The organism is Micropruina sp. (assembly GCF_047602085.1).
Lineage (GTDB): Bacteria > Actinomycetota > Actinomycetes > Propionibacteriales > Propionibacteriaceae > Micropruina.
Window position 1 is genome coordinate 137766 of record NZ_JASGID010000006.1, and the last position, 17526, is coordinate 155291.

16 protein-coding genes and 1 pseudogene are annotated in these 17526 nt (G+C 67.8%); 9 read left to right on the plus strand and 8 right to left on the minus strand.

All coding sequences use genetic code 11. The features are described 5' to 3' along the window. Positions 1–67 precede the first annotated feature (67 nt). The 6 genes and pseudogenes from QM721_RS12250 to QM721_RS12275 all read left to right on the plus strand — a co-directional run bounded on the left by QM721_RS12250 (position 68) and on the right by QM721_RS12275 (position 5816). Complete coding sequence (locus tag QM721_RS12250; RefSeq protein ID WP_415122376.1) at positions 68–874, plus strand: PspA/IM30 family protein; 807 nt, start codon at positions 68–70, stop codon at positions 872–874. Continuing rightward, positions 871–1863, plus strand: a complete 993-nt coding sequence (locus QM721_RS12255) for a glycerate kinase (protein WP_415122378.1) — start codon at positions 871–873, stop codon at positions 1861–1863. Before QM721_RS12250 ends, QM721_RS12255 begins: the two co-directional genes overlap by 4 nt. Positions 1864–2287: 424 nt before the next feature. After that, positions 2288–2638: a HesB/IscA family protein gene (locus QM721_RS12260; protein WP_415122380.1), complete on the plus strand. Its 351-nt coding sequence runs from the start codon at positions 2288–2290 to the stop codon at positions 2636–2638. A 283-nt stretch (positions 2639–2921) separates the two neighbouring features. Beyond that, positions 2922–3683 carry a cytochrome c oxidase subunit II gene (coxB, locus tag QM721_RS12265; RefSeq protein WP_415122479.1) on the plus strand — a complete coding sequence of 254 codons (762 nt, stop codon included), beginning with the start codon at positions 2922–2924 and terminating at the stop codon, positions 3681–3683. Positions 3684–3760: 77 nt separating this feature from the next. Continuing rightward, positions 3761–5416, plus strand: a pseudogene (gene ctaD / locus QM721_RS12270) (cytochrome c oxidase subunit I); the annotation flags it as partial. A 4-nt stretch (positions 5417–5420) separates the two neighbouring features. Continuing rightward, positions 5421–5816: a cytochrome c oxidase subunit 4 gene (locus tag QM721_RS12275; RefSeq protein WP_415122382.1), complete on the plus strand. Its 396-nt coding sequence runs from the start codon at positions 5421–5423 to the stop codon at positions 5814–5816. Between the two features lie 115 nt (positions 5817–5931). Here QM721_RS12275 and QM721_RS12280 read toward each other — a convergent pair whose 3' ends face one another. The 5 genes from QM721_RS12280 to QM721_RS12300 all read right to left on the minus strand — a co-directional run bounded on the left by QM721_RS12280 (position 5932) and on the right by QM721_RS12300 (position 11661). Beyond that, positions 5932–7377 (minus strand): GuaB1 family IMP dehydrogenase-related protein, encoded by a 1446-nt coding sequence (locus QM721_RS12280; protein ID WP_415122384.1) that lies wholly within the window; start codon positions 7375–7377, stop codon positions 5932–5934. 82 nt (positions 7378–7459) lie between these two features. Further along, a complete protein-coding gene (locus QM721_RS12285) occupies positions 7460–9181 on the minus strand; it encodes a cytochrome b (protein ID WP_415122386.1) in 1722 nt (573 codons plus the stop codon). Beyond that, the gene (locus QM721_RS12290; protein WP_415122388.1) at positions 9181–10245 is read right to left on the minus strand and encodes a Rieske 2Fe-2S domain-containing protein; all 1065 of its coding nucleotides are present in this window, start codon (positions 10243–10245) and stop codon (positions 9181–9183) included. Before QM721_RS12290 ends, QM721_RS12285 begins: the two co-directional genes overlap by 1 nt. After that, positions 10242–11042, minus strand: a complete 801-nt coding sequence (locus QM721_RS12295) for a c-type cytochrome (protein WP_415122390.1) — start codon at positions 11040–11042, stop codon at positions 10242–10244. The genes QM721_RS12290 and QM721_RS12295 overlap by 4 nt, the downstream gene beginning before the upstream one ends. Before the next feature lie 22 nt (positions 11043–11064). After that, positions 11065–11661, minus strand: coding sequence for a cytochrome c oxidase subunit 3 (locus tag QM721_RS12300; RefSeq protein WP_415122481.1), 597 nt, complete (start codon positions 11659–11661; stop codon positions 11065–11067). Between the two features lie 254 nt (positions 11662–11915). Here QM721_RS12300 and QM721_RS12305 point away from each other — a divergent pair, with 254 nt between their 5' ends. The 3 genes from QM721_RS12305 to trpD are packed head-to-tail and all read left to right on the plus strand — an operon-like array spanning position 11916 to position 14328. After that, positions 11916–12875 carry a cytochrome c oxidase assembly protein gene (locus QM721_RS12305; RefSeq protein ID WP_415122392.1) on the plus strand — a complete coding sequence of 320 codons (960 nt, stop codon included), beginning with the start codon at positions 11916–11918 and terminating at the stop codon, positions 12873–12875. Beyond that, positions 12872–13276 carry a hypothetical protein gene (locus tag QM721_RS12310; RefSeq protein ID WP_415122394.1) on the plus strand — a complete coding sequence of 135 codons (405 nt, stop codon included), beginning with the start codon at positions 12872–12874 and terminating at the stop codon, positions 13274–13276. Before QM721_RS12305 ends, QM721_RS12310 begins: the two co-directional genes overlap by 4 nt. Positions 13277–13278: 2 nt before the next feature. Further along, positions 13279–14328 (plus strand): anthranilate phosphoribosyltransferase, encoded by a 1050-nt coding sequence (gene trpD / locus QM721_RS12315; RefSeq protein WP_415122397.1) that lies wholly within the window; start codon positions 13279–13281, stop codon positions 14326–14328. 30 nt (positions 14329–14358) lie between these two features. On the opposite strand, the gene QM721_RS12320 is transcribed toward trpD, so the two are convergent. The 3 genes from QM721_RS12320 to QM721_RS12330 all read right to left on the minus strand — a co-directional run bounded on the left by QM721_RS12320 (position 14359) and on the right by QM721_RS12330 (position 17231). Continuing rightward, positions 14359–15003 (minus strand): prepilin peptidase, encoded by a 645-nt coding sequence (locus QM721_RS12320; RefSeq protein WP_415122399.1) that lies wholly within the window; start codon positions 15001–15003, stop codon positions 14359–14361. A 10-nt stretch (positions 15004–15013) separates the two neighbouring features. After that, positions 15014–15445: a hypothetical protein gene (locus tag QM721_RS12325; RefSeq protein ID WP_415122401.1), complete on the minus strand. Its 432-nt coding sequence runs from the start codon at positions 15443–15445 to the stop codon at positions 15014–15016. A gap of 532 nt (positions 15446–15977) precedes the next feature. Next, the gene (locus QM721_RS12330) at positions 15978–17231 is read right to left on the minus strand and encodes a hypothetical protein (protein WP_415122403.1); all 1254 of its coding nucleotides are present in this window, start codon (positions 17229–17231) and stop codon (positions 15978–15980) included. Positions 17232–17526 lie beyond the last annotated feature (295 nt).

A 17526-nucleotide genomic window follows, 5' to 3' on the forward strand; every position in this document is an offset into this window, starting at 1 on the left:
ACCCCGTCGATTCGTCGGGATACCCTGGATGAAACTCCACCAGGTAGCCGACGAAAGGCACGAAGTAATGGCTGGGCTGTTCCAACGCATGAAGGCCATCTTCTCGGCGAAGGCCGACAAGGCGCTCGACAAGCTCGAAGACCCCCGTGAGACGCTCGACTACTCCTACACCAAGCAATTGGAGCTGCTGCAGCACGTGCGTCGGGGGGTGGCCGAGGTGGCCACCAGCCGCAAGCGGGTCGAGTTGCAGGCCGGCCAGCTCAACGCACAGCTCGACAAGCTCACCCTCGCGGCCAAGCGCGGCCTCGAGGCCGGTCGCGAAGACCTGGCCCGCGAGGCGCTCACCCGCAAGTCCGGGCTGCAGCAGCAACTTGCCGAACTGCAGACCCAGCACGCCGCACTGCAGGCCGAGGAGGAGCGGCTGGTGCGGGCCAGCCAGCAGTTGCAGGCCCAGGTCGAAGCGTTCCGCACCCGCAAAGAGACGATCAAGGCCACCTACACCGCGGCCGAGGCGCAGACCAAGATCAGCGAGGCGTTCAGCGGGCTGGGCCAAGAGCTGGGCGATGTCGGGCAGGCCATCCAGCGCGCCGAAGACAAGACGGCTCAGTTGCAGGCCCGTGCCGCGGCGGTCGACGAGTTGCTGGCCAGCGGCGCGCTCGAAGACCCCACCGGCCTGGGTCGCGACGACCTGACCCGCGAACTGGACGCCCTGGCCTCGGCCGCGCAGGTCGACAACGAATTGGCCGCGTTGAAGGCGGCTCTGCCGGGCGGTTCCGGTGCGGCGCAGGGCGAACTCCCCGCGAGCACCACCTTTGAACAACCGCCGGCCCCTGGCCTCAGCGCGCCGGCCGAGACGGGCGAGAACCTGCGGTGAGCCGGGGCACGGCGGGTGCGCGCCGGCCCCGGGTGCTGCTCGCCAGCGGTCCGGTCGGCAGCGTGCTGCCGCGCCAGGCGGCCGTCGCCCTGGCGCAGGGGTTCGCTCCGCGCGCCGACGCCGCCGTGATCGGCCTCGCCGAGGGGGGAGTGGCGCTGGGTGCCACGCTCACCGATCCGGGCGGTGAACTGGAACTGCTGCACAGCGGCTGGGTCGCCCGCCGTGACGACCTGCTGGTGCTCGGCGTCGCCGACGAACCTGCCCCGGCGCCGCTGACCGGCGGCACCGGGGCGCTGGGCCGGTTGCTCTGCTACGCGCTGGCCGGCGGTGCGCCGCAGCGGGTGGTGCTCGACCTGACCGGCGCCACCGGTCACGACGCCGGTCAGGGCTTTCTGGCCGAACTTGGCGATACCGAGCGGGCCGTGCTGGCCGGGTGCGAGCTGACCGCGGTGGTGGCGCCCGGCGAGCAGCACGATCAACTGCTGGGCCTGCGGGGGGTCACCTCGCGGCGCGGCCGAGCCGCGGCCGTCTCCGCCGAGCGCATGCTGGCCGTTGACGCCGCGCTGGAGCGGTTCACCGCAACACTCGACCCCGCGCTGGCCAGGGCCGACGGTGCCGGGGCGGCAGGCGGGCTGGGTTTTGCGGTGCTCGCGCTGGGGGGACGGCTGGCCTCGGGTGCCGCACTGGGTGCCGACCTGGGCGGCATCGACCGTGCCGTGGCCGCGGCCGACCTGGTGGTGACGGCCTGTGACTCCTTCGACTTCGGCACTCGGGGCGGCGGGGTGGTGGCCGAGCTTGCCGCGCGGTGCGAGGCGTCGGAGGTGCCGCTGGTGGTGGTTTCTCCGGTGGTGGAGGTGTCAGGCCGCGAGATGCGCACCTTCGGGGTCGAGTCCGCGCACCCGCTGCCGCCGGCGTTGGGCACGGCCGCCGCGCTGACGGCGACGGCGTGCCGGCTGGCCGAGGGCTGGTACCCGTCCGGGCCGCGTTGATTGTTGCTGGTCGAGCTGGTCGAGCTGGTCGAGCTGGTCGAGCTGGTCGAGACCTCGGATGTGCCGCTCTGACCCGGAGCTTCACCGAATCCCCCATCCCGGTCCGTGCGAAGCGGCGGCCCGTCGCTGGCAAGGGGTTTCGACGTCGGCCAAGCAGCGGTGGTTGCACCGATCAGCGCTTCCCCGGCCCCCGATCCACCGAGTTGTGGCGGCATCACGTCCCCAAGCGCGCAGTGGTTGCGCCGGGCAGGCTCGCCGGCCACCCGAAACGCATTCGCGCGACCGGCTTGCAGGGCGACGGCGAGCCGGAGGTCTCGGCTCGCGATAGGGCGTGTTCTACACTGAGGGGAATACCCGGTCAGGGCGGCGTTGTTCCTCCTGGCGAGTACACCCATCGCGAGCACACCCACGAAGGGGAGCGCACATGTCTCTCGACCAGCAGATCGACACCGACGGCATCATTCTCACTGAGGCCGCGGCCACCAAGGTGAAGGACCTCGTCTCGCAGCAGCCCGACGAGGGCCTGGTGCTGCGCATCTCCGTCGCCCCGGGCGGGTGCTCCGGGCTGCGCTACCAGCTCTCGCTCGACGAGCGCGAGCTTGAGGGCGACGTCACCAAGGAATGGTTCGGTGTGCCGGTGGTCACCGACCGCATGTCGGCGCCCTACCTGATCGGCGCCACCATCGACTTCGTCGACACCATCGAGGCGCAGGGCTTCACCATCGACAACCCGAACGCGCAGGGCTCCTGCGCCTGCGGCGACAGCTTCCATTGATCGGCCGCGCCGGCCCCGGCTCTTGCCGGGACTACGGGTAACAATCTGAAAAACCCAAACAACGGGACGCCTCAGGGGAGGCGTCCCGTCGTGTTTGTGGGTTAGGGTGAGCGCCAAGGAATCTGACGACTCGGAAGCCTGCCGCCGCCCCAGGGCCCGGTGGCCTCCGGTGTGGGAAGGCGGGACGTCTGTGGTGAAGAACCGCACGCACCTGAGGCGAGGGCTGGTGCTGGGTGGTGGCGTGGTTGCCGCTGCCGCGCTGTCGGGGTGCAGCCAGGAGACCATGGCCCAGTGGACACGCTGGGGCATGCCGGTGTCGGCCAGTGAGCAGGCGCCGTGGATCGGCAACCTGTGGAACGGCGCGTGGATCGCCTCGTTGGTGATCGGCGTGTTCGTCTGGGGCCTGATTTTCTGGGTGATGTTCCGCTATCGCCGCCGCAGCGATAATGAGGTGCCCAAGCAGAACCGCTACAACCTGCCGCTCGAGATTCTGTACACCCTGGTGCCGTTCCTGATCGTCGGCGTGCTGTTCTACTTCACCGTGCAGAGCCAAGACAACGTGCTCGCCAAGAACGCGCAGCCACAGCACACCGTCAACGTGCTGGGCCAGAAGTGGTCGTGGACCTTCAACTACATGGAGGAGCAGAACCCGGCCGTGGGCGCGGTGGTGCATGAGGGCGGAACGATCGAGAAGATCCCCGACTTGTACCTGCCGGTCAACGAGTCGGTGCGCTTCAACCTAGCCTCGGCCGACGTCATTCACTCGTTCTGGATTCCCGAGTTCTACTTCAAGCTCGACGTGATTCCGGGGCATCCCAACAGCTTCGACGTCACGCCCAATCGCACCGGCACCTTTCTGGCCAAGTGCGCCGAGTTGTGCGGCACCTACCACTCGGTCATGTTGTTCAATGTGCACGTGGTGAGCGTCGAAGAGTACAACGCCTACTTGAAGGGGCTGGCCGCCAAGGGCCAGACCGGCGAGTGGAAGGCTCCGGTGTGGGTCAACACGGTGCCGTCCGCCCCAGCCGAGGAGGAGCACCCATGAGTGTTGCACGAGTCACCCTGACCTCGGCCGAGCGCCGGGCGGTGCGGCGCTCCAACTGGGGCGCGAAGGCGATGACCTGGATGACGACCACCGACCACAAGGTGATCGCCAACCTGTATTTCGTCACCGCGTTCGCATTCTTCGGTTTCGGTGGACTGCTGGCCCTGGCCATTCGTGCCGAATTGGCTTGGCCCGGTCTGCAGTACCTGCACTACGAGACGTTCAACCAGTTCTTCACCATGCACGGCACGATCATGCTGCTGATGTTCGCCACCCCGATGTTCGCGGCTTTCGCGAACGCGGTGATGCCGCTGCAGATCGGCGCCCCCGATGTGGCGTTCCCGCGAATGAACATGTTCAGCTACTGGCTGTACCTGTTCGGCTCGGTTACCGCCTGCTCGGGTTTTCTGTCGCCCGAGGGTGCTGCCGCGTTCGGCTGGTTCGCCTACGCGCCGTTGTCTGATGCCCTCAACAGCCCCGGGGTGGGCGGTGACCTGTGGATCATGGGCCTGTACGTGATGGGGTTGTCGACCATTCTGGGCGCGGTCAACTTCGTCACCACGATCGTCACCATGCGGGCACCCGGCCTGACCATGTTCCGGATGCCGATCTTCACCTGGAACATCTTCGTCACCTCGATGCTGGTGCTGCTGGTGTTCCCCGTGCTGGCCGCGGGCCTGCTGGTGCTGGAGGCCGACCGCCGGCTCGGCACCCACATTCTCGATCCTGGGGTCGGCGGCCCGGTGCTGTGGCAGCACCTGTTCTGGTTCTTCGGACACCCCGAGGTGTACATCATCGCGTTGCCGTTCTTCGGCATCATCACCGAGGTTCTGCCGGTGTTCAGCCGTAAGCCGATCTTCGGCTACGTCGGGCTGGTGGCCGCCACGCTCTGCATCGGTGGCCTCAGCGTCGCCGTGTGGGCGCACCACATGTTCGTCACCGGCGCGGTGAACCTGCCGTTCTTCTCGTTCATGACGTTCCTGATCGCGGTGCCGACCGGGGTGAAGTTCTTCAACTGGATCGGCACCATGTGGGGTGGGTCGTTGACCTTCGAGACGCCCATGATGTGGGCGATCGGGTTTCTCACCACCTTCCTGTTCGGGGGCCTCACCGGCGTGATCCTGGCGGCACCTCCACTCGACTTCCACGTCTCTGACAGCTACTTCGTGGTCGCGCACTTCCATTACGTGGTGTTCGGCACCGTGGTGTTCGCCATGTTCGCCGGCTTCTACTTCTGGTGGCCCAAGATCACCGGCCGCATGCTCAACGAGCGTTGGGGCAAGATTCACTTCTGGACGCTGTTCTTCGGCTTTCACCTCACCTTCCTGGTGCAGCACTGGCTGGGCATCGAGGGCATGCAGCGGCGCATCGCCGACTACCTGCCGTCGGAGGGCTTCCAGTTCCTCAACCAGGTGTCGACGGCCGGAGCGTTCCTGCTGGGCAGTTCGATGCTGCCGTTCTTCTGGAACATCTGGAGCACCCGCAACGACCCCAAGGTCGAGGTGGACGATCCGTGGGGCTGGGGGCGTTCGCTGGAGTGGGCCACGTCCAGCCCGCCGCCGCGGCACAACTTCAGCAAGCTGCCGCGCATTCGTTCCGAATCGCCGGCGTTCGACCTGCACCACCCCGAGATCCACGGGGTCGATCGCGCCGAAGAGCTTGACGTGCTGCTGACCGGATCATCGAGCAACGGGCCTCGGCCGTCATCGATCGAGAACCCCAAGGGGGAGTGAAGCCATGAAGGTCGAAGGTTGGATGTTCGCGGCGATCGCGATCTTTCTCGTCGTGGTCACGCCGGTGTACTGGTTCATGTCGCACGAGATCATCGGCACCGTTGCGCTGATCATGGCGTTCCTGCTGTTCTCGATGGTGGCGGTGTACCTGTTCAACATCGCCCGCAAGATGGACGAGCGGCTGGAAGACCGCAAGGACGCCGAGATCATCGAGGGCGCCGGCCCGCTGGGTTTCTTTCCGCCCAAGAGCATCTGGCCGTTCTGGTTGGCGCTCACCATTCAACTGCTGGCGCTGGGGCCGGTGTTCGGCTGGTGGATCAGCATCCTGGCCGTCTGCCTGGGCATCTGGGCACTGAGCGGTTGGGTGTTCGAGTACTACCGCGGCGACTACCAGCACTGATCGTCGGCTGATCGGTGGCCGTAGGTTCCCGCACTGCCGGGGCTACTGCCAACGCTGATAGCCGACCACTGGTGACACAGGGCCTGACCGGCTGGCCCAATGGCCAGGCCGGCGCCTACCAGCTCACGTGTAGCGGGCGTCCTTCGTTGAAGCCGGATGCCGACTGCACGCCGACCACCGCGTTCTGGGTGAACTCGGGCAGGGTGCGGGCCCCGGCGTAGGTGCACGACGAGCGGACGCCCGCCACGATGAAGTCGATCAGGTCCTCCACGCCGGGACGCTCCGGGTCGAGGTACATGCGGCTCTGCGAGATGCCCTCTTCGAACAGTGCCGCCCGGGCTCGTTCGTAGCGGGACTGCTGCGCGGTGCGGGCCCGTACGGCACGTGCCGAGGCCATGCCGAACGACTCTTTGTAGGGGCGTCCGTCGTGATCGGTCACCAGGTCGCCGGCCGACTCGTGGGTGCCGGCGAACCACGAGCCGATCATCACCGCACCGGCCCCCGCGGCCAGCGCCAGCGCCACGTCGCGCGGGTGCCGCACACCGCCGTCGGCCCAGATGGCTTTGCCGGCCTCGCGGGCCTCGGCCGCGCATTCGAGCACCGCGCTGAACTGCGGACGCCCCACGCCGGTCTGCATCCGGGTGGTGCACATGGCGCCCGGGCCGACCCCGACCTTCACCACATCGGCGCCGGCCTCGATCAGGTCGGCGGTGCCCTCGGCGGTGACCACGTTGCCCGCTACCACCGGCACGCGTGAGCCGCGGGCGGCCAGCATGGCCCGCACCACTCCCAGACCCTCGATCATGCGCTCCTGGTGGCCGTGGGCGGTGTCCATCACCAGCACGTCGGCGCCAGCGTCGACCAGGTCGGAGGCCCGCCGTGCCACGTCTTTGCTGATGCCCACCGCGGCGCCGATCCGCAGCCGGCCGGCGTCGTCCAGGGCGGGGGCGTACAGGGTGGCCCGCAGGGCGCCCTTGACGGTCATCAGGCCGGCCAGCCGTCCGTTCTCGACGGCCAGGGCGACCCGGTGCCGCCGGCTGCTCAGCAACTCGAAGACGTCGGCCGGTGAGGTGGCTGGGTCGACGATGGTCAAGTCGGTCGACATGGCTTCGTGTACCTGCACGAAACGGTCGAGCCCGGCGGCCTCGGTGGGGCCGAGCAGGCCAACCGGCGCGCCGTCGTCAGCGACAACCACCACCAGGCCGTGCGCCCGCTTGGGCATCAGGTTGAGCGCCTCGCCGATGGTGGTGTGGGGGGTGACGTGCACGGCCGTGTCGAACACGGTGTGCGCCGCCTTCACCCGGCCGATCGTCTGCGCGACGATCTCGGTGGGCAGGTCTTGCGGAATGATCGCCACGCCTCCCCGGCGGGCGACGGTCTCGGCCATCCGCCGGCCCGAAATGGCCGTCATATTGGCCACCACCAATGGCATCGGCAGGGCCAACCCGTCGGTGCTGGTCAGATCGACGTCTTGCCGTGAGATCACCGATGAGCGGCGCGGGGTCATGAAGACGTCGTCGTAGGTGAGGTCGTAGCCGGGCTGTGAATGGAGAAGACGCACCCAGGGATCGTAGCGGGCCGGGTGGGGGGCTCAACACAGAACGATGCCGCCGGGAAGACCCGGCGGCATCGTTCGCGCACTGTCAGTGAGTGATCTGACCGGACGATTCGCCCGCGCCGTCCCCGTGATCATCGGCATCATGACCCTCGGCGTGATGGTCTGCCTCGGCGATTTCGGTGGCCGTGGGCTTGGCGATGACGCCGGCGAAGAACCACCGCGACGCCAGTGCCCGCATGCGGCTGACCCCGGCACCCTTCTCGAGCACCCCGTTCTGGTCGGTAGCGGGGGCGGCTTCGAGAGCCGTGCCCTGAGCATGCTGGGTGAGGGTGAACTTCTCATCGTCGCGAATCGGCCGATGTGGTTCGGAGTAGCCGCCGTCGGGTGCCCGCTCGATGATGCCGGTCTCGCTGCCGTGCAGCACCCGCTCGGCGTCGGCCCGCTGCAGTGAGATGCAGATGCGCTTGGTCACGATGAAGGCGATCACTGGTGCCACGAACACCGCGACCCGCATGAACTCGGTCACCGCGTTCAGCGACACCTTGAACTGGGTGGCCAGAATGTCGTTGCCTCCCGCGAGCCAGAACATGGCGTAGCAGGTCATGCCGGCGACGCCGATGCCGGTGCGGGTCGGGTTGTTGCGCGGACGCTCCAGCACGTGGTGTTCGGCCTTGTCGCCGGTGATCCAACCCTCGATGAACGGCCAGGCTCCGAGCAGCACGAACAGGGCGGTCATCAGGCCCACACCGGGAAGGAAGATGTTCCACGACCAGGTGGTGCTGCCCAGGTGCCACTCGACGTTGGGCATGATGCGGATCGCGCCCTCGACCCAACCCATGTACCAGTCAGGCTGCGAGCCGGCGGTGACCTGGGCGGGGTTGTAGGGGCCGAAGTTCCACACCGGGTTGATCGACATGGTGGCGCCCATCAGGATCGCCACGCCGAACACCACGAAGAAGAAGCCGCCCGCCTTGGCCATGTACACCGGGAACAGCGGGTAGCCGACCACGTTGCCGTCCTTGCGGCCGGCACCGGGGTACTGGGTGTGCTTGTGATAGATGACCAGGGCCAGGTGTGCGGCGATCAGGCCCAGTAGCACGGCAGGCACCAGCAGAATGTGCACCATGTAGAGGCGCGCGATCACCAGATCGCCCGGAAACTCGCCATTGAAGATGAAAAATTCTGCCCAGGTGCCGATCAGCGGAATCGAGCGGATCAGGCCGTCCACGAACCGTAGGCCGGTGCCCGAGAGCAGATCGTCGGGCAGCGAGTAGCCGGCGAAGCCCTCGATCAGCGAGATGGAGAACAGCCCGACGCCGATCAGCCAGTTCAACTCACGCGGCTTGCGAAACGCTCCGGTGAAGAAGATGCGCAGCATGTGCACGGTCATCGACGCCACGAACAACATGGCTGCCCAGTGGTGGATCTGACGCACCAGCAGACCGCCACGAATATCGAACGACAAGGCCAGGGTCGAGGCAAAGGCCTCTGACATCGACAGGCCTCGCATCAACTGGTAGGTGCCCTGGTACTCGATCTCGGCCATCGACGGCTTGAACCAGATGGTCAGGAAGACACCGGTCAACAACAGGATCACGAACGAGTACAACGCGATCTCGCCGAGCAGGAACGACCAGTGGTCGGGAAAGATCTTGCGCAGGTTCTTCTTCAGCAGCGAGGCCAGTCCGAGGCGTTCGTCGGCCCAGACGGCCTTGCTCACCAGGGCGGGTGGCAGATTCACTTTCGCCGGGGGACGCTCCGTGTCGAGAGCCAGTGATGCGGTGGAGACGTCAGCGGGCTTGGCCATCACCGATCACCTTCCTTGAAGTCGCCGGAGGAGTCACGCTCGAAGTAGCTGGGGCCGACCGGCACGGTGAAGTCGCTGCGGGCCACCAGGTAGCCGTCGGCGTCGATCGTGATCGGCAACTGGGGCAGCGCCCGGGCGGCTGGCCCGAAGACCACGACGCCGGAGTTGCCCAGGTCGAATGTGGACTGGTGGCAGGGGCACAGCAGGTGATGGGTCTGTTGCTCCCACAGGCTGATCGGGCAGCCCACATGCGTGCAGATCTTGGAGTAGCAGAGGATTCCGCCGACCTGCCAGTCTTGCCGCGACTCGGGAATCTTGATCCGGTCGGGGTCCATCCGCACGATGATGATCGAGGCCTTGGCCTTCTCGATCTGGAATTCGGCGCCTTCGTGCTCCCACAGGTTCTCCGGCTGGGCGTTCACCAACTGGCCGATCTCGAGGTCGGAGGCCTTGAGCGCCCGCCGGGTCACGTCGTTCACGAGCTTGACGCCCTCAGCCCAGATGGTGCGCTCGATGGTCTCGCGGCGCAGCGCGGCGGTGGGCCAGGGGCCCATATCGGCGAACAGCACCACGGCCGGCACGGCGATCAGGCCCAGCGCCCCACCCAGGGCCCCGCCGATCAGCTTGCGTCGTCCGAGGCCCGACTGTTCGGCACCCTTGGCGAACTCGCGGGCGAACACCTCACGGTCTTCGGGGCTGGAGGCGGCAGCGTGCCGGTCTTCGGCGACCTCTTCGTCACCCATGATCGTCTTGGCCCAGTGCACACAGGCCAGGCCGATCAGCAGGGTGGCCAGGCCACCGGTCAGGCCGAGCAGGAACGTCATGGCATCCCACTCCATGCCGAACAGGACGATGAAGCTGTTGCGCGGCACCACGAAGTAGATCACGACGAAGGCGATGGCCAATACCGGCACGGCGCCCAGCATCAGCAGAACCTGCCGGTAGACACGTTCGCCCGCGGCCGCGTCGACGTCGGTGAACCGCTCGACATGCTCTTCAAGCCCGGGGTCGGGCACCGGGTATCGCTCGAGATCAGTGTTCTCGTGCTTGGTTTCGATGCTCATCGTGCCCGTGCCCCCTTCGCGGCGATCCAGACGGCGATCAGGCAGAGGCCGCCGATGCCGATGATCCAGGCGAACAGGCCCTCGGCCACCGGGCCCAGGGCGCCGAAGGTGAGGCCACTGGACGGCTGAGCGTGCAGCGTCTCGAGGTAGCCCACGATCGCGCGGACGTTTTCGTCGGGCAGTGCGCCCGAACTGAAGACCGGCATCTGCTGGGGGCCGGTGCGCAGAGCCTCCCAGATGTGCTGACCGCTGACGCCGACGAGGCTGGGTGCGTACTTGCCGTTGGGCAGGGCGCCACCGGCGCCCTCGAAGTTGTGGCAGGCCGAGCAGTTGGTGCGGAACAATTCGCCGCCCTTGGCCAGTTCCTCGGCGCTCAGGCCCTCACCGCTGTACTGCTCCTCGGTCGGAATCGCCGGGCCGGGGCCCAGGGTGGCGACGTAGGCTGCCAGTGCCTGGATCTCTTCATCGGTATAGGTGTTCTGCTTACGAGGGGCCTGGGCGCCCGGGTTCGCCATCGGCATGCGGCCGGTGCTCACTTGAAAGTGGGCTGCCGCGGCACCGACGCCGACCAGGGACGGCCCCTGGCTGCTGCCCTCGCCGTTCATGCCGTGGCACGACGAGCAGGTCACCTGGAACAGTGCCTTGCCCTCGGCGACCTGCTGGCTGTTGCCGGTGTCGGCCGAAACCCTGGCCGCCGGGGCGACGGCTGCATACAGTGCACCCATCAACAGCAGGGCCAGCACCAGCAGCGCGGGCCGTGCAGCCCGGTGTCGCCGCTTGGCAGTCAGGAATCGCACGGGGAGTCCTCCTCGGTCGGGTTCAGCGCAGAATGTAGATGACGCCGAACAGGATGATCCAGATCGCGTCGACGAAGTGCCAGTAGTACGAAGTGACGACCGCGTGCACGGCCTGTTCGTGGGTGAAGGTGCGGGTCATATAGGTGCGACCGAGCATGAACAAGAACGCGATCAAGCCGCCGGTGACGTGTAGGCCGTGAAAGCCCGTGGCCAGGAAGAACGCCGAGCTGTACGCGTTGGTCGACAGGGTGAAGCCCTCCGAGACCAGCGTGGCGTACTCGGTGGCCTGGCCGCCGATGAAGATCGCGCCCATGATGAAGGTGAGGATGTACCACTCGCGCAGGCCCCACTGGCCCACGTTGAGCACCGAACCGGTGCGGCCCACCTGGCCGCGCTCGGCCTTCCACACGCCCATCTGGCAGGTGACCGACGACAGGATCAGGATCAGCGTGTTGGTGACCGCGAACGGCATGTTGAAGTGCGCGGAGCCCCACTCCCACAGCGACTCGGTGCCCGCCGCGGATGCTGCCGCATTGGTGATCGAACGCAGGTTGAAGTACGCCGCGAACAACGCCGCGAAGAACATCAGGTCGGAGGCCAACCAGATCCAGGTGCCCACCGCGACCATGTCGGGTCGTCCTTTGGCCGGATGCAGACGGGCCGGGGCGATCGGGTGCACCGCCCCGTGCGGCATTGCCGCTGCCGCGCTCGAGTGAGAGTGTGTCACGCGGTCATTATTGCTGCTCAGAGCCGATTGGTCACCCTCTGACGAGATGCGATTCTTGCTTGTCACAGACTTGTGACCAGCGGTCGCCTGGTGCGTGAGGGCGTCCGGCGGGGAAAAACGCCGGCGGCAGCGAGGATAATGCAGCCATGGTTACGCTGCCGCTGCACGCCGACCCGGCGAACCAACCCCCGGCGCTGACCCCCCAGGGCCTGCTGACGGCGTGGACCTTCGACCCGCTGGTGATCGTGGCGTTGGTGCTGATGGCGGGGCTGTACGTGTGGGGCGTGCAGAGGTTGCGGCGGCGCGGCGACGCCTGGCCGGTCGGACGAACCGTGGCCTGGTGCCTCGGGGGCGTGGGCACCATCGCAATCGCCCTGCTGAGCGTGTTGGGCAGCTACGACACCGTGCTGTTCAGCGTGCACATGGTGCAGCACATCTTGTTGTCGATGGTCGCGCCGGTGCTGATGGCGATCGGTGCTCCGGTCACCCTGCTGCTGCGCAACCTGGGCGGCCCTGGTCGCCGTCTGGTGATGCGGGTGCTGCACTTGTGGCCGGTGCGGGTGCTGACCTGGGCGCCGGTGGGGGCCGCGATGATGATCGCCAACCCGTACCTGCTGTACATGACCGGGCTGTATGAGGTCAGCCTGGCCAACCCCTTGGTGCATGCCTGGGTGCACGTGCACTTCGTGATCACGGGTTGCCTGTACTTCTGGCCGCTGCTCGGCATCGACCCGATGCCCAACCGGCTGCCGCACTTTCTACGTATCTTCCTGATCTTCATCACGATGCCGTTTCACGCCTTCCTGGGCGTGATCATCATGGGCTCGCCGCAGCTGATCGCCGAGGACTGGTACCTGGCGTTCAACCGGGCCTGGCCGCCCAGCCCGCTGCAGGACCAGAACCTCGCCGGCGGCATCATGTGGGGGGCCGGCGACCTGATCTCACTGCTGATCCTGACCGTGTTCTTCGTGCAGTGGTTTCAGCACTCACAACGCGAGGCGGCCCGCGTCGACCGTCAACTGGACCGCGAGGAACGTCTGGCCGCCCGGGCCGCGGCAGCGGGGTACCATGCACACCAACCGCCCGCCGACGAGGAACGCGCATGAGTCACCAGACCGCCAAGATCCTGCTCTACTCCGACGATCGGACGACGCGCGAGCAGGTACGGCTGGCGCTCGGCCGTCGGGTCGCGGCCGACCTTCCCGAACTCGAGCTCTACGAGGTCGCCACTCAGCCCGCCGTGCTGGCCGCGGTGGACTCCGGGGGGCTCGACCTGCTGATTCTGGACGCCGAGGCGACCCCGGTGGGTGGGCTGGGGCTGGCCAAGCAGTTGAAGGACGAGATTGCCGAGTGCCCGCCGATCCTGGTGCTGATCATTCGGGTCGCGGACGCCTGGCTGGCCACCTGGTCGCGGGCGGACGCCACCGTCATGTACCCGGTCGACCCGGTGCGGTTGCCCGGTGCGGTGGCCGAACTGCTGCGCGCCCGGCTCGTCCAGGCGGTCTGAGCGTGGGTCACACCTGGCCCGACGTGCTCACCGGGCTGATCGCCGGAACCGATCTGCCGGCCGAGACCGCCACTTGGGCCATGGACGAGATTCTGGCCGGCAACGCCACCCCGGCGCAGTTGGCCGGCTTTCTGGTGGCGCTGCGGGCCAAGGGCGAGACGATCGACGAGATCGGGGGCATGGCGCAAGGCATGCTCGCCCACGCCACGCCGATCACCCTGCCGGCCGAGGCTGTCGACGTGGTGGGCTCGGGCGGTGACCGGGCCAACACGGTGAACATCTCGACGATGGCCGCGATCGTCGCCGCCGGCGCCGGCGCCCCGGTGGTGAAGCACGGCAACCGGTCGGCGTCGTCCGCCTGCGGGGCCGCGGACGTGCTCGAGGCGCTGGGAGTGGCCCTCGACGTGCCGCCCGAGCGCCAGGCCGACGTGCTGGCGCAGGCCGGCATCGTGTTCCTGTTCGCGCCGCTCTACCATCCGTCGTTGCGGCACGCCGGCACGGCCCGGCGCGAGTTGGGCATTCAGACCACGTTCAACTTTCTGGGCCCGCTGGCCAATCCGGCCCGGCCGGCCGCGCAGGCCGTCGGGGTGGCCAACCCGCGGATGGCGGCGATCGTCGCCGGTGTGCTGGCCGCCCGCGGCACCCGTGGCCTGGTGTTTCACGGCGACGACGGCCTTGATGAACTGACCACGACCACGACCTCGGATGTCTGGCTGTTCGCCGACAAACGGGTACAGCCGACCACGCTGAACCCCGCCGATCTTGGCCTGGCCGCGGCCTCACGACAGGACCTGCTGGGCGCCGACGCCGCGTTCAATGCCGCAGTGGTGCGGCGGGTGTTGGCTGGCGAGGCCGGGCCGGTGCGCGACATCGTGCTGCTGAACGCCGCCGCCGCCCTGTTGGCCCACGCCGGGCCCGACCTGGACGCCGACGTCACCGGGCAACTGGCCGAGCAACTCGAGGTGGCGGCGCGCGCCGTCGACTCGGGTGCCGCCGCAGCCGCACTGGACGCCTGGGTAGTGGCCGCCGGTCACGCCGCTCAGCCCGCCTGAGCGGCCACGGCGTGGCGCCGGCCTGAGCGGTCACGGCGGCACCAGGGCCAGGGCCAGATACGGGCCGGCCACCAGTGCCGGTCCGTAGGGGAATGCCTTGCCACGACCCAGTGCTCGCCAGGTCAGCCCCCACGCCACCCCGAGCAGGCCGCCGAGGATCAGTGCCCCGAAGAGCAGCGTCCAACTCACCGATGCCGCGGCACCGCCCACGATGGGCGCCAGCCGTACGTCGCCGAAACCGAACCCGCCGCCGAAGCGGTGGAACAGCCAGAACAACGCCGTGGTGGCGGTGGCGCCGGCGGCGGCCCTGGCTGCCGTCGACCAGTCGGCGGTGACGCCTGCCGTAGCCAGGGCGCCGATGATGGTGAGCGCCCACCCCGCCCGCATCACGGGGGCCGGCAGGTAGCCGGTTCGGGCGTCGATCATGGCTGCCAGCACACCGGCCGTGCCGAGACCGGCCCAGCCGAAGGCGTGCCTGGGCGCGAGGGCCAGCACCGTGGTCCCGGCCAGGGCGATCAACACCGTAGCCGTCGCCGCGAAGACACCGGTGGCCAACTGCTCGTAGGGGCGTCCGCCGGGCTCGTCGACGGGTGGCGGCAGCGCGCGAAGCAGGGGCTGTGCGATCAAGCCGAGCATGATCGCGACGGCGATCGGCACTGCCCACTGCCAGGTCATGCGTGGCAGCCTAGGCCGCGCGCCGGCCCAGCGCCGGCGCGAACATCATGCGTTCCGCCGCCACCGCGAGCGCCTCGGTGAGTCGTGAGCAGATGGACACGCGGCCGTCGGCCAAGGCGAGCATCTGCTCGGTGCTGAGGTCGCACCAGCGTGCCACCCGATCGGCCGGCACGCCCGAGCGAAGCAAGGCTCGCAATCGTGCAGCTGCCAGGTCGGCCGTGACCTGGCTGATCCGCAGCAGGGTGAGGTCGGCGGGCCCCACCTTGAGAATGCGGGTGGCTACGCCCGGCTCGAGCCGTCGCAGCGCGCGCCCGCCCCGGCCGAAGAGCAGGGTGTGCACGGCGGGAACGGGCAGGTTGCTCGCGACCGCGAACGCAGGCCAGGGCACGTGGGCCTCGGCAATGGTGTGCTCGACGTGGGCGCGAAACGGTGCGGCCAGCACCCAGTCTCGGTGAGCGTCGGCAGCGCAGGGGTGAGCCAGCGCCCGTGGCTGGCTGGACGGTTCGCAATCAGGTGCCTTCACACCCTTGAATGCAGTTTTCGAGGGGTGGTTTGTGAGTCGTCGACGAGAACGTGATCAAATCGTTATGAAATGCCGATCGTCCAGGCGTGCCCGCGGAACCTGTCGGGCACGTGGATCGGGAGTCGTCTTCGAGGTCTCGGGGAACGCCTATTTCGCTGATCGAGACCTCGAATACCACCTTCTGACAAGGGGCTTCATGCTCACCCAGCGGAACTTGCGTTGATCAATGCCGACCCTCGGCCAACTCGACCGCTAATGCTTGGCGAGTCCGCTGTCTTCCTGGTCGCCGGAATGCGGGCCCCTGAGCGCGCGAACGGGGGTGGTCGCAAACGCGACCACCCCCGTTGCTGCGAGGGGAGCGCTGGCGGACGCGATCACCGCTGGTTGAGCTTGTCGAAACTCCTTGCCGGAGCAGGTGCCCGGGGTCTGGACAAGCTCGACCAGCGATTCCTTATCGCTGAGCGCGGACGAAACCGGCGCGCTCGGCCGCCTCGGCGCTGTCGAACCACACGTCGGTGATCGTGCGTTCATAGCCACCGGTGCCCTGCACGTGATACTTCATCGAGCGCTCGTTGCCCTTGATGATGAACCCCTCGGGTGGTTCGGCCCCCACGTATGATCCCGCGCCGTAGGGGCTGTCAGCTAAAGGGGAGGCATCACCCTTTGCGTTCTCGACCGACTTCTTGGCGTCCTCCGCAGCGTTCTTGATGTCGTCGATCGCATCGCCGGCGGACTCGAGGGCGTCGTCGCTTGCGTCGGCTACGGCCTGCTTCACGTCTTCGGCCGTGTCCTTGGCGGCGTCGACGGCGTCAGCGACGGCCGCTTTGGCGTGATCGACCGCGTCGGCGGTTGCGTCCTTCAGGTCGTCCACCCCCGCGGCCACAGCGTCGCCGGCCTTGGCGGCTGCGTCCTTGGCCTTGTCGACCACGTCGGCTACCGGATCGGCCACGTAGGGCCTCGACGGCTCATGGGTCTCCCAACCCGAATCCGCCGGTGCCAGCAGGCGCCGGACGGCGTAGACCACGCCTGCCAGGACAGCACCGGCCAGGGCGATCAGGCCGATCGTCTTGGCCACGCTGCGCTGCTTGGGCTGGGGTGCCACCTCCTCTTCCTTGACCAGGTCGGCCGCCTTGTACAGGGCCGCTGCCAACCAAGGCAGAAAGTCGTTCTGCACGCGATCGCGAGCCACATCGACGGTGGGAGCAACCTTCTGCAGGGTCTCGTCGACCACCGGACGAACCTTCTGCACAGCGTCGTCGACAGCCGGGGTGACCCGGTCGAGTGCGTCGTCCAGGGCCGGCTGCACCTTGTCGAAGGTGTCGGCCGCGAGCTTTGCACTGCGTTTGGTGGCCTGCTTGATGGCCGGTTGCACCCGCTCGTAGGTCTCGGCGGCCAACGTGCCCGCGCCCTTGAAGGTGGGTTCGACGCGGTCGTAGGCGTCCTTCAGGATGGGCTCAAGACGCTCGTAGGTGTCTGTGGCGAACTCGGCGCTGCGCTTACGGGCCTCTGCGAGGGCCGGCTGCACACGGTCGTAGGTGTCTGTGGCGAACTCGACGCCACGCTTGCGGGCCTCCTCGACGTAATCGCCGGCGTGCTCGACCAACGGGGTGATGCGCTGCACCGCGTCGTCGAGTATCGCCTGCCCGGAATCTGCGGCTGACGCGGCGGTCGATTCGACGGCCTTCAGCGGCTTGGGTCGCTTCACTGTTCCTCCAGTGGTTGGGTCGGTCGCGGCTATACCGCGTGGCACCCAACGTACCCGGCGGTGCTCGCTCACGAACAGGCTTGCGCGTCATTCCCCGGTGGGGGCAGTGCTGATCAATCGTCGGTCGAGCTTGTCGAGACCTCGGATGTGCCGGTGGGGCAAGCTGGGTTTCGACAAGCTCAACCAGCGGTGGTTGTGCAGGTGGTGTCGGCCGCCGCTCGAGCCCTTTCGAGACCTGGCCGACAACCGAAGGAGTCCCCGCACCGCTCGACACCGACGTCGGCGTTCTCGGCTG

Coding starts and splice junctions, on each gene's coding strand:
- QM721_RS12250 (WP_415122376.1), top strand. CDS start 68: ATGGCTGGGCTGTTCCAACGCATGAAGGCCATCTTCTCGGCGAAGGCC.
- QM721_RS12260 (WP_415122380.1), top strand. CDS start 2,288: ATGTCTCTCGACCAGCAGATCGACACCGACGGCATCATTCTCACTGAG.
- coxB (WP_415122479.1), top strand. CDS start 2,922: ATGGCCCAGTGGACACGCTGGGGCATGCCGGTGTCGGCCAGTGAGCAG.
- QM721_RS12275 (WP_415122382.1), top strand. CDS start 5,421: ATGAAGGTCGAAGGTTGGATGTTCGCGGCGATCGCGATCTTTCTCGTC.
- QM721_RS12285 (WP_415122386.1), bottom strand. CDS start 9,181: ATGGCCAAGCCCGCTGACGTCTCCACCGCATCACTGGCTCTCGACACG.
- QM721_RS12290 (WP_415122388.1), bottom strand. CDS start 10,245: ATGAGCATCGAAACCAAGCACGAGAACACTGATCTCGAGCGATACCCG.
- QM721_RS12305 (WP_415122392.1), top strand. CDS start 11,916: ATGGTTACGCTGCCGCTGCACGCCGACCCGGCGAACCAACCCCCGGCG.
- QM721_RS12310 (WP_415122394.1), top strand. CDS start 12,872: ATGAGTCACCAGACCGCCAAGATCCTGCTCTACTCCGACGATCGGACG.
- QM721_RS12320 (WP_415122399.1), bottom strand. CDS start 15,003: ATGACCTGGCAGTGGGCAGTGCCGATCGCCGTCGCGATCATGCTCGGC.